9 protein-coding genes are annotated in these 11,868 nt (G+C 43.0%); 2 read left to right on the forward strand and 7 right to left on the reverse strand.

All coding sequences use genetic code 11. The features are described from left to right. Positions 1–3: 3 nt before the first annotated feature. Positions 4–1,893, reverse strand: a complete 1,890-nt coding sequence (locus ACOSVQ_RS05205) for a DUF294 nucleotidyltransferase-like domain-containing protein (RefSeq protein ID WP_491981508.1) — start codon at positions 1,891–1,893, stop codon at positions 4–6. Between the two features lie 180 nt (positions 1,894–2,073). Between ACOSVQ_RS05205 and ACOSVQ_RS05210 the strand changes: the two genes are divergently transcribed. Then, positions 2,074–2,682 (forward strand): porin family protein, encoded by a 609-nt coding sequence (locus ACOSVQ_RS05210; protein ID WP_165311533.1) that lies wholly within the window; start codon positions 2,074–2,076, stop codon positions 2,680–2,682. Between the two features lie 78 nt (positions 2,683–2,760). Here the strand turns inward: ACOSVQ_RS05210 and ACOSVQ_RS05215 are convergent, their stop codons facing one another. The 5 genes from ACOSVQ_RS05215 to ACOSVQ_RS05235 all read right to left on the reverse strand — a co-directional run bounded on the left by ACOSVQ_RS05215 (position 2,761) and on the right by ACOSVQ_RS05235 (position 8,429). Beyond that, entirely contained in the window at positions 2,761–3,951 is a 1,191-nt protein-coding gene (locus ACOSVQ_RS05215; protein ID WP_491981509.1) for an amino acid aminotransferase, read from the reverse strand. A 333-nt stretch (positions 3,952–4,284) separates the two neighbouring features. Then, a complete protein-coding gene (locus tag ACOSVQ_RS05220; protein WP_491981510.1) occupies positions 4,285–4,656 on the reverse strand; it encodes a hypothetical protein in 372 nt (123 codons plus the stop codon). 193 nt (positions 4,657–4,849) lie between these two features. Continuing rightward, the gene (locus ACOSVQ_RS05225; RefSeq protein ID WP_491981511.1) at positions 4,850–5,086 is read right to left on the reverse strand and encodes a hypothetical protein; all 237 of its coding nucleotides are present in this window, start codon (positions 5,084–5,086) and stop codon (positions 4,850–4,852) included. Positions 5,087–5,248: 162 nt separating this feature from the next. Then, complete coding sequence (asnS, locus tag ACOSVQ_RS05230; RefSeq protein ID WP_491981512.1) at positions 5,249–6,649, reverse strand: asparagine--tRNA ligase; 1,401 nt, start codon at positions 6,647–6,649, stop codon at positions 5,249–5,251. A gap of 166 nt (positions 6,650–6,815) precedes the next feature. After that, positions 6,816–8,429 (reverse strand): methyl-accepting chemotaxis protein, encoded by a 1,614-nt coding sequence (locus ACOSVQ_RS05235; RefSeq protein ID WP_491981513.1) that lies wholly within the window; start codon positions 8,427–8,429, stop codon positions 6,816–6,818. A 292-nt stretch (positions 8,430–8,721) separates the two neighbouring features. Here ACOSVQ_RS05235 and queD point away from each other — a divergent pair, with 292 nt between their 5' ends. Beyond that, the gene (gene queD, locus ACOSVQ_RS05240) at positions 8,722–9,087 is read left to right on the forward strand and encodes a 6-carboxytetrahydropterin synthase QueD (protein ID WP_165311528.1); all 366 of its coding nucleotides are present in this window, start codon (positions 8,722–8,724) and stop codon (positions 9,085–9,087) included. A gap of 145 nt (positions 9,088–9,232) precedes the next feature. Here the strand turns inward: queD and ACOSVQ_RS05245 are convergent, their stop codons facing one another. Continuing rightward, positions 9,233–11,557 (reverse strand): FdhF/YdeP family oxidoreductase, encoded by a 2,325-nt coding sequence (locus tag ACOSVQ_RS05245; protein ID WP_491981514.1) that lies wholly within the window; start codon positions 11,555–11,557, stop codon positions 9,233–9,235. Positions 11,558–11,868 lie beyond the last annotated feature (311 nt).

Here is an 11,868-nt window from a genome sequence, read left to right on the forward strand (position 1 = left end):
CCCTTATTTAAAGCTGTTGCTGGCCTGATAGCGGAATTTTAAGAAATTCTGAGCGTTACTTAAAATCTGGAAAGCATCCTTTAAGTTACGTCTTTCAAATTCAGATAAATTCTCTGGTTCAATGTTGTTGTCAGCTTCAACATTGTTTTCAACGTCCAAAGCCTGATGGCGGATACGAACCATAGATATAAATTCCAGTGCATCACGTAAGTCTTCGCCTCTGCCTTTGGGTAAAATTCCCGCATCAATGATGTTATCAAGACGTTCAAATGAGTTTTTTGCACGCGAACCGACGGCTAACGCATGCACGCGAATAAGATCTGCAAGTGGAGCTGTGCCGCGGCGTTTCAGGTTAATCGAGTTGTTGTGGCGGCCATCTTTTTCCATAACGAAGCTTTTGAAGAAACCCAACGGAGGAGTGCGGTTAAGTGCGTTGCGAGCAAGACAAGCTAAGAAGCGGTTGTTTTTACGAGCACGGCGCACAATAAAGCCATTAAGCATCTCGGCCCATTTCAATCGACCATATACGCCGTCCAAATCGAAGAATATGGATGCATTTAATAGCGCTTTAGGATTAGGGTCATCTATCCAGTCGGCAAAACAGGCTTCCCACTCTTGTCGAGTCATTCGCCACATTGGATTCGTCGCCATGATTTCACCAGTACAGTAGCTATAACCACATTGATCTAACGCGTCACAAACAAACTTTGCTAAGTTTGCAAAGTACTCACCGTGCTCTTGCTCGTTATAGCTATCGTCTAAAATAATGGCGTTATCTTGGTCTGTAACGACAAGTTGTTCGTCACGCCCCATTGATCCAAGAGCTAAGAAACAATATGGAATAGGTGGCGGGCCAAAGGTTTCTTCTGCGAGCTCCAAAATTCGCTGCTTAAAGCTTCGACCAATTGTAGACATTGCTGTGCCGACCATATGCGAGTTTGCGTCTTCGTTAACAAGTCGAACAAATGCATCTTTGACCTGTTTTGACAGAGTAGCCAAATCATTAATGTTGTTTTGTTGGAAAATACTACTGACCAGCAATAATGAGTTTTGCGACTCATAACGAATGATGTCGGTGATGTTTAAAATGCCAATTGGCTTCTTATCTTTTAATACAGGCAGGTGATGAACGTTATAGCGCAGCATCATCAGCATAGCTTCATACACATACGCATTGTGATCTAAGAACATTACCTCAGACGTCATCACATCCGTCAATGGAGCCTGATGATCGATGCCCGTCGCCAGTACTCGATGGCAAAGGTCTTTCTCTGTCACGATACCAATAACAGGGCTTTGGTCATCTTCGTTGTCTTCGAGAATTTCCGGATCAATAACCAACAGGGAAGAGTTGTTTTCCTCTGCCATTTTTATCGCCGCTTCCTGAATGGTTGCACCTTTAAAAACGTAAGCAGCTTCGCCAGTCAAAATACGTTTAACTTTTGAAGTAGTGAGGTCGTTTTGTTCTGAGCTATTTGACACGGCTTGACGTAAGCGAGCGTTATCTTCTACTTCTACGTAATCTGCGAAAACGTCGTGTTCTTCGTATAGAGACTGGAAGACAGATTCAGGAATGCAATAAACCAGTGTGTCTTCAATTGCGGTCACTGGGAAACGCACTTTGTTATTGGTCAGCAGACCCATTTGTCCAAAGATACCACCTTCGGTTAGGCGGTTATACAGCTCACCTTTACGTCGATAAACTTCAACAGTTCCGCTGCGAATCATATAAAGATCTTGGATATGGTCACCAAGATGGATGATAGGTGTGTCCTGTCTGTAGTAGGCAATTTCTATATGGTGCGCGACATGTTCTAGAGTGTCTTCTGGTAACTCAGAAAAAGGGAGGTGTTGGCTAAGGAAATTTTTTATTTCTAATAGCTCGGCTTCCATATAGGCTCCTTTAGAGATGCGTTATGTGGACGTGATTAACATAAGAGACTGTCAATACAGGAAAATGTAAATTGTACACGACTTTTCTTTGCAGCGCAGATTCTCTGCTTATATCTCAAAATGTTTTGCCAGTTTCGACTAAGCTGAATTGAGTGAGGCAGAAAATTCAAGGAGTTGTTGATGAAAACATGGGCAGTGCTTATGACTTCGGTGTTGCTATCTTCATCCGTCTTTTCACATGAGTTAACTGAAGCGACTCCGCTTCAGTACGACTATATATACGGCAGCGTAAGCTCTGGAACTTATCGCTCTCCATCAACCGATGGAGACAACGCAAGTTCAGTTATTGTGGGCATCAATCATAAGTTTGATGACAGCGATCTTTTATGGAGTGCAGATTACGGCTCTCGCTTCGTTCATCCAAACGATCTCACTATCGACCACTATCTTTTACGCGTCGGTTTGGGTTATCGCTGGTTACTTGCTGATAAGTTAGATTTAGTGACTAACGGCAAAGTAGGGGCATTGAGAATTGATGCGGGAGACAAAGAAACTGACTTTGTTTACAGCGTTGATCTTGGCTTGCGCTATGCCGTGACTGAAAAATTTGAAACATCGTTATTTGCAGAAGCGCTAAGAAACAAATGGCTGGATGAAAATATCTACACATTCAGCGGTGATTACTATTTTTATCCTAAATTTGCATTAGGTGGTTTTGTCTCTTATCGAGATGGCGAACGAGGTTCATCCATTAGAGAGGCGGGCATACTGGCCAAATTTACTTATTAGCTTGTTGATTGCAAATAGTGATATTGAACAAGCACAAAAAAGCCGACCATTTGGTCGGCTTTGAATTTCTTTAGAGGATTAAAGAACCGCTTTAATACCTTGGCAAAGAGGTAGCATATTTGACTTCGTCATGCCTGCTACGCTGATACGTCCAGAACCTACGATGTAGATAGCTAGCTCTTCTTTTAGTCGAGCTACTTGTTCTTTGTTTAGACCAGAGAAAGAGAACATACCGTTTTGACGTTCAATGAAACTAAAGTCAGCGGTTACACCTTGCTCTTTCAGTGTTGCTACGAACAGCTCACGCATCTCTTGGATACGTTCACGCATTTCTGCAACTTCTGCTTCCCACTCTGCACGAAGCGCCGCATCGTTAAGGATGTATGTTACTACTGCTGCACCGTGTGCTGGTGGGTTAGAGTAGATAGAACGGATGATCGCTTTAACTTGAGAGAACGCAGTCTCTGCAACGTCAGCTGACGGTGCTACTAGTGTGAATGCACCTACACGCTCATTGTATAGACCGAAGTTCTTAGAGAATGAGCTAGCAACTAGGATTTCACTGTTGTACTTAGCGAAAATACGTAGACCTTCAGCATCTTCTTCAACGCCTTTCGCAAAACCTTGATATGCGAAGTCAAACATTGGTAGAAGACCTTTGTCTGCCACAAGTTTCGCTAATGTTTCCCACTCTTCAGCTGTTGGATCGATACCTGTTGGGTTATGGCAGCATCCGTGTAGTAGCACAACGTCACCCGCTGCTGCTTTTTCTAGGTCTGCAACCATTGCTGCGAAGTCTTTATCTTTTGCTTCTGCGTTGTAGTAAGTGTACTGAGCAACTTCTAAACCAGCCGCTGAAAAAACACCATTGTGGTTTGCCCAAGTAGGATTACTGATCCAAACTTTTACATCACCTAATTGACGTTTAATGAATTCACCCGCTACACGTAGAGCGCCTGTACCACCTGGTGCTTGAGCTGTTTTCGCTAGCTGCTTAGTTACGATGTCTGAATCTGCACCAAAAAGAAGTTTTTGAACTGCTAAACCGTATTCGGCAGTACCTTCGATAGTTAGATAAGATTTTGTTTTTTCAGATTCAAGTAGAGCTGCTTCTGCTTTTTTTACGGTTGCTAAAACAGGGGTTTGACCTGCTTCATTTTTGTAAATACCAACGCCTAGGTTAATTTTTTCAGCGCGAGGGTCTTTTTTAAACTCTTCAGTTAGACCGAGAATAGGGTCAGCAGGAGCCGCGACAACTTTTTCAAACATAATGCTCATCCATGTAAGTTAGGTGGAGGGGAAAACCAGTCAAATTTATCGTATTTATACCTTTCTGCACCAACGCTGACAACAGTGACAATTAGAAAATTTCAAAATAATTTACCTTGCTTAATGATTAATGCTCAAAGGTCGCTTTTCTCATGAAAAACATATCGACATTTGCAGGAAATGAAGAAGAAAAATGTTACATATTTGTATGACGGAACGACTAGAGGACGCTGCAATTTAGCGCGAAATAGAGCGTGAAGTTTTCTCTAGAGTCATATTGGTTATTTGAGTGTTTGGCAGAAACTTATTGTCACTTGATGACAATCTAAACGTCTATTGAAAAGTAAATGAGAGGGTAATGCCCGTTTCGCTACCATTGAAGTAAGGAGCAATTTTCATATCAGAAATTGAGTCGACCTGAGTATCAACGGTGTACTGTAAACCGGCTGATATAGCGATAGCAGCTGCTGCGTTTGGTAAAAAATCGTTGTTACTATTTTCGTCCAAATAACCAACTAACGCTGATGCAGCAACTGATGATAGATCAAGTCCGCTTGTCTTTTGTGCGGTGAAATGGCTGTACTGTGCCTTGGTGTTGTCATTCACAGATGCATCATTATTCGAGAAATGATCATTTGTGAATGCAAAAGCAGAAGTATGAACTGAAAGTAATCCAACAAAAGAGGCTATAGCGAGTTTTGTCATAGTGTTCACCGATTCATACAGTTAGTTGATATGGGGCGACAGTGTTTTTCTGAAAGGGATATTGCTGGGGTTAACTTAAGGAAAACTTAAGAAACAGAGAAAATGTTAAGAAAAGCCTCGCCAGCTCACAGAATTAAATACCAAAGTAGCAAAAAAGCCCCCGAGTCTCGGAGGCTTTATTCGTATGTACGGGTTATTCCTGATTATCGTTTAGATGCTTTACAATTGCTTTCATCGCATCTTCTTCTGTGGGTGTTTGCCCTTGGTCTACATCCAATTTTTGTTTTGGGTGTAGACCCATGGCATCTTCCGCAATGTGTAACCAATCTGGATGCCAATAATATGGGTCGGGTGCTTCGGGATGATCCCAACTGTGGACGTTATCTTTAATGCCGTTGTAGTTGAGATCTTCCATTCTAAAGACTTTCATCATGGTCTCCTTTCAACGTTGCCTGCAATCTACGTACTTATCTTTTTAAGTATGGTGAGCAAGATCGGTTTTATCTAGCTTGTGAAAGCGAAGGGCATAAAAAAACCTCCATTAAGGAGGTTTTTAAATAACTTATTGCGATTCTTCGTGAGGAAGATGAGCTTAGAAGTTTGCGCTACGTGGTGTACGTGGGAATGGAATCACGTCACGCACGTTACCCATACCAGTTACGTAAGAAACTAGACGCTCAAAACCTAGACCGAAACCTGCGTGAGGTACTGTGCCGTAACGACGTAGGTCGCGGTACCAGCTCATGTGCTCAGGATCGATACCCATCTCAACCATACGTGCATCTAGGATATCTAGACGCTCTTCACGTTGAGAGCCACCGATAATTTCGCCGATGCCCGGTGCTAGAACGTCCATCGCAGCAACAGTCTTACCATCGTCGTTTAGACGCATGTAGAAAGCTTTGATGTCTTTCGGGTAGTTCTTAACGATTACTGGTGCTTTGAAGTGTTCTTCAGCTAGGTAACGCTCATGCTCAGAAGACATGTCGATACCCCACTCAACTGGGAACTCGAACTCACGACCTGAATCCAGAAGGATTTGAATTGCATCAGTGTAATCCACTTGTGCAAAGTCAGATTGTACGAATTGCTCTAGACGAGTGATTGCATCTTTGTCGATACGAGATGCAAAGAATTCTAGGTCGTCACGACGCTCAGCAAGAACTGCTTTAAATACATACTTCAGCATGTCTTCTGCAAGTTTCGCTACGTCATCAAGTTCTGCAAACGCAACTTCAGGTTCAACCATCCAGAATTCTGCAAGGTGACGGCTAGTGTTTGAGTTTTCAGCACGGAAAGTCGGGCCAAAAGTGTACACTTTGCTTAATGCACAAGCGTATGCTTCTGCGTTTAGCTGACCAGATACAGTTAGGAACGTTTCTTTACCGAAGAAGTCTTCGTTGTAATCAACATTACCTTTGTCATCTAGTGGCAGGTTAGCCATATCAAGCGTTGATACGCGGAACATCTCACCAGCACCTTCAGCATCTGAAGCTGTGATAAGCGGAGCAGACATCCAGAAGTAGCCTTGCTCATGGTAAAAACGGTGAATTGCTTGAGAAAGAGAGTTACGTACACGAGCAACCGCACCAATGACGTTAGTGCGTGGGCGAAGGTGTGCAACTTCACGAAGATACTCAATAGAGTGACGAGTTTTCGCCATTGGGTATGTATCAGCATCTTCAACCCAGCCAACCACTTTTACAGCCGTTGCCGCTAGTTCGAAATCTTGACCAGACGCTGGAGACTCAACAATCTTACCTGTTACTTCAACAGAGCAGCCAGTTGTTAGCTTTAATACTTCGTTTTCGTAATTATTAAGATTATTTGGGACCACGGCCTGAATCGGGTCGAAACAAGAGCCGTCATAAATGGCAAGGAAAGAGATTCCAGCTTTGGAATCACGACGTGAACGGATCCAGCCGCGTACAGTGACTTCACTGTCTACTGCTAGCTTGCCGCCAAGTACGTCTGTTACAGGCGCGTAAGTCATGTTTGATATAGTCTCCATTGAGGTAAACATTCAACCCAATGTCTGAATTTCGTCATTATTGTTGATTAAATAGACGATGCATTGGGTTGGATAGAATTCTTATTAATTCAACGGGACATATTACCTGTCAATTCGTCAGCTTCAACCTTTAATCTCAGTTTGATGGTTAATTCTTACGCGAAAGAGTAAATTGATTGAGCAAAGACTCCAGTTGCTGTGACAATTGCTCTAGATTTAAGCTAATTTCGCGCGTTTCTGTCGCAGAGTGAGAGGTGTCTTGTGCATGACGTGCGATCACTTCCACTTTCTGCTGAACATTTTTGCTCACTTGAGTCGTCATCTGTGTTTGGCGTTGTATGCTCTCCGTGTGTTCCAGTACTTGTTTCATCTCGACAACCACATTGGTCATAGCTGAAGAAAGTTCTTCTATTTCATTGGAACGGGTGTGAGCCTGAGAACAAACACTATCGACAGATACCATCGACTCTTGGCTTTCTTTTTGGAACTGAGCAATAATTTTCTCAATGTTTCCAGTTGCTTCTGAGGTGCGAGACGCAAGATTTCTGACTTCATCAGCCACGACTGCAAACCCGCGACCTTGTTCTCCAGCACGTGCCGCTTCTATTGCAGCGTTTAGAGCAAGAAGGTTAGTTTGTTCTGCGATGCCTTTGATGACACCTAATATGGTCGTCACCTCGCCAGTCTGATTATTAAGCTGAGCAATCTTGTTTTTCACATCTTCAATGTCACCGACCAAGTTTTTGATGTCCTCACTGGCTGAGTGAGCTTGCTTGGCGCTGGTTTGAGCAACATCTGTAGTGTGTTTGACTAGTAGAGCGGCATCCGACGTCGACACTTCAACTTCATGTTGCTTATTCTGCATCTCTTCAATGTTGTACTGTACATCGGATGTCTCACTTTGCTGATTGTTGGCAGCTTGATCCGTTACCTGCGCTACATCCGTTAATTGATTGGCAGAAGAGGCTAGGGAGTGAGATGTGTTTTGAACCTGTTGCAAACTGTCTGAAACTGTATCCATTAAAGAGTTAATTGAAGTTGCTAATTGTCCTAATTCATCTTTTTTGGCGTTGCTGAGCCTTTGAGATAGATCTTTACTGCTGCTGACTTCGCTCATAAATAATGTTGTTTTTTGCAGTGGTCGAACTATGAATCGTTTGATAAGCGTAAGAGTAATCAGAAAGCCGACAATGGATATTGCCGCCATAATTCCCACACCCAACCAAGTGCGTTGATTAATCAGTCCATTAATATGGCTCAAGTTGTATTCAAGGCGAATAACACCTAGTACTTCACCTTCTGGCGCCATATGACAAGCGACACAGTTAGTGCCTCGGTAGTTCTCGCTCGATTTCATCGGTAGTGCTACAACGATACCTTTACCCCAACTTGCTTCAATCGGCTCTAAGATGTATTCACCTTTCAATGCGCGTTTATCAATGTCATCGACAGGTGCTTGGTTTGGCTGACCTGGGCCATAGAGTTTGCTCACCAAGTCTGAACGTAGAACACGAACTTGTTCGATACCATCTTGTGCTAATGCCTTCTGGCGTAACGTTTCTTTTTGCGCCATTGTGCCGGTCAGCATCATCATATTGAGGCTGTCGAAATAGTTACTGGCTTTATCGTGTAACTGTTCACCCAATACAGAGTTAATCAAATCACGTTGTTGGATAGACTGATAAATTGTTGAACTAGCCAACACCAGTGCGAAAACGGTCACTAGTGTTAAAAGCAGTTTGGATGTAATCGTTGAGCTCATAATTGTCTTATTGTTATTAAGTTTTTTCTTAAATAAATATAGACGCTAGAAATCAAAGGGAAAATGTGTGTTTAAGTTACTGTGACCACACACAAAATATGGAATTGGGTTTTGTGACACAGAAATGGTGTGCTCATTTTTTTGACGCTGATGCCATAATTTCGACATCGAATTATTGTTTTTTTCAAACTCAAATTGCAGTGAAAAGTCAGCTCAGAAGCTTGTTTACTCGCGTCAGATTCACTACTATTGCGCCTCTTTTTTCTAGCCAGATTGATAGACTGACCATTATATGAAGACCGAAATTTACAAAGAGTTCATGTTTGAAGCCGCACACCACTTACCGCATGTGCCAGAAGGGCATAAGTGTGGTCGCCTGCATGGACACTCGTTTTTGGTTCGCCTATATGTTGCTGGTGATGTTGATCCTCATACAGGTTGGCTGGTGGATTTTGCAGAAATCAAAGCGGCATTCAAACCAATCTACAACAGATTGGATCACTACTATCTGAATGATATTGAAGGGTTAGAAAACCCGACCAGTGAAGTTCTTGCTAAGTGGATTTGGCAACAGCTAAAACCTTCTTTGCCTTTGCTGAGCAAAGTTGAAATCAAAGAAACCTGTACGGCTGGCTGTATCTATACTGGCGAAGCTTAAAGAGCTTTTAAGGTTTAACTGCTTAATCGCTAAAGATTTAAGCTGATAAAGAAAACCACCTTAACTCTGCATCGTTTAACTTTATATCGCTAAACAATGCATGAAGTGTCAGGTGGTTTTTTTGTGTTTGCTAATTCAGATTCTTTTATTCAACTTTTGAACGTTGAATTTCATCTGATGAGGCTTTTTCAAGCTTGATTGCGATGAACTTAGACGTTGGTGTAAAGGTTCTTTCACCATAGCTATCCAAAGGTACAAGCGGATTGGTTTCTGGATAATACGCCGCAGCTTGGCCTTTAGGAATATCGTAAGCGACTAAGGTAAAGCCTTGTACTTTACGAGTTACACCGTCTTCCCAAAGCGAAACCATATCGACTTTGTCACCATTCTGGAAACCCAGTTTGGCAATATCTTCCTCGTTTACAAACAGCACTTCGCGCATGCCAAATACGCCTCGATAGCGATCATTCAATCCATATAGAGTAGTGTTGTATTGGTCGTGTGAACGCATAGTTTGCAAAATCAAATCAGGCTTATTGCCTTGCTCTAACACTGCTTCATTAATCAGCTGTTTTGGCAACGCGCTATCACTAAACTGTGCTTTTCCTGATGTAGTGTTCCATCGGCGTTCAGCGGCTGGATTTACCAGATGGAAGCCACCCGGATTACGGAGCTTAAGATTGAAATCGGTAAAACCTGGGATGGTTTCAGAAATTAAATCGCGGACACGTTCGTAATCCTGAATTGCCCAGTTCCAGTCAATTGGGTGACAACCTAAAGTCGCATGCGCAATTCCGGCAATTATGGCTGGTTCTGAACGTAAATGTTCCGAGCGAGGTTTCAATTGACCATAGGAGATATGAACCATACTGAATGTGTCCTCAACAGTGATACCTTGTGGCCCATGATCTTGAACATCAATTTCTGTACGTCCTAAGCAAGGAAGGATAAGGGCATCTTTACCTGTTACTAAGTGAGAACGGTTGAGTTTGGTTGAAATGTGAACGGTTAGATTACAGTTTTTCATTGCAAGGTGAGTACGTTCAGTATCCGGCGTTGCTTGGGCAAAGTTGCCACCTAAACCAATGAACACTTTCGACTGTTGCTCTTCCATTGCTTTGATCGCTTGGATGGTGTTGTGACCAATCTCGCGTGGTACTTTGAAATTGAAGCGACGCTCAATGCTATCTAAAAGGGCAGTCGATGGTTTCTCATCAATACCCATAGTACGGTCACCTTGTACGTTACTGTGTCCACGAACAGGAGAAAGACCTGCTCCGGGCTTACCTACGTTGCCGCGCAACATTTGCACGTTCGCTACTTCTTTAATCGTAGGTACTGAGTGACGATGCTGAGTAAGTCCCATTGCCCAGCACATGATCACACGCTCTGAGCGGCGATACATATCGGCAACGGTTTCGATTTCATGTAGCTCTAAGCCAGATTGTTCTGCAATATGTTCCCATGTTGTGGCATCGACTTCTTTCAAATATTCATCAATCCCAATGGTATGGTCGTTGATGAAATCTCTATCAAAAACAGCTTTACCACCGGTTTTTACTGCTTCGCGTTCCCATTGCAGTAGGAATTTAGCGATACCACGAAACACTGCCATGTCACCACCGAGAGCTGGTCTCAAATAGGCTGTGTTGGTTGGTTTTGAACCATTACGCAGCATTTCAATTGGAACTTGTGGGTTTTGAAAACGCTCCAAACCACGCTCTTTCAGCGGGTTTAAACAAATGACTTGCGCGCCACGTTTGACCGCTTCACGAAGAGGTTCAAGCATACGTGGGTGGTTGGTTCCTGGGTTCTGACCAATCACAAAGATGGCATCGGCTTTGGCGAAATCATCAAAAATCACCGTACCTTTACCAACACCAATCGTATCTTTCATGCCGATGGCGCTGGCTTCGTGACACATGTTAGAGCAGTCAGGAAAGTTGTTGGTACCGAAAGCGCGGACAAAAAGCTGATATAAAAACGCCGCTTCGTTACTCGCACGTCCCGAAGTATAGAATTCAGCCTGATGTGGTGATTCAAGTTGATTGAGATGTTGAGCAACCAGTTGATATGCATCGTCCCAATTGATGGGTACATAGTGGTCCGTTGCTGAGTCGTACTTCATTGGATGAGTAATACGACCTTGATACTCAAGCCAGTAGTCGGTTTGTTTCAATAGCGAGGAGACACTGTGGGTGGCGAAAAACTCAGGGTCTACAACACGGTTGGTTGCCTCCCAGTTCACTGCTTTCGCACCATTTTCACAGAAGTTTACTTTGCCACTTTCTGGTGATTCTCCCCATGCACAACCTGGGCAGTCAAAGCCGCCATTCTGGTTAGTTTTAAGCATGGTTCGTATATTTTTAACGGCATTCTCGCTGCCCCACCAGCTTTTCGTGACGGCTTTCAGTGCTCCCCAGCCACCAGCAGGACCATTGTATTGTTTTATTTGTTCTTTTTGACTCACGACTTTACTCCTAACGTACAGGAACGACAGTAAGCAGGAGTACCGGTGAAAACAGGCGCGATATGTGGATAAGGCGGAAGTAGTAAAACGGTTTGTTGTGGTTTTAAAGAATCCTGATTACTGCTTTTTAACTTCTGAATGGATCGGCTGATATGATGCCTTGATCTAAATCAAAGATTATTGCGTTGTAAGATATGCGTCCAATTGATATTACCGACTGAGTGATAAATAAAATCTATGGCACTAGGCAAATTGGAGAAATTACGTGGTGATAAACATAATTTATTGATGTGTCGCTTAATTGCTTAAAT

Source organism: Vibrio sp. HM8-C, assembly GCF_058630515.1.

Coding starts and splice junctions, on each gene's coding strand:
- ACOSVQ_RS05205 (WP_491981508.1), bottom strand. CDS start 1,893: ATGGAAGCCGAGCTATTAGAAATAAAAAATTTCCTTAGCCAACACCTC.
- ACOSVQ_RS05210 (WP_165311533.1), top strand. CDS start 2,074: ATGAAAACATGGGCAGTGCTTATGACTTCGGTGTTGCTATCTTCATCC.
- ACOSVQ_RS05215 (WP_491981509.1), bottom strand. CDS start 3,951: ATGTTTGAAAAAGTTGTCGCGGCTCCTGCTGACCCTATTCTCGGTCTA.
- ACOSVQ_RS05220 (WP_491981510.1), bottom strand. CDS start 4,656: ATGACAAAACTCGCTATAGCCTCTTTTGTTGGATTACTTTCAGTTCAT.
- ACOSVQ_RS05225 (WP_491981511.1), bottom strand. CDS start 5,086: ATGAAAGTCTTTAGAATGGAAGATCTCAACTACAACGGCATTAAAGAT.
- asnS (WP_491981512.1), bottom strand. CDS start 6,649: ATGACTTACGCGCCTGTAACAGACGTACTTGGCGGCAAGCTAGCAGTA.
- ACOSVQ_RS05235 (WP_491981513.1), bottom strand. CDS start 8,429: ATGAGCTCAACGATTACATCCAAACTGCTTTTAACACTAGTGACCGTT.
- queD (WP_165311528.1), top strand. CDS start 8,722: ATGAAGACCGAAATTTACAAAGAGTTCATGTTTGAAGCCGCACACCAC.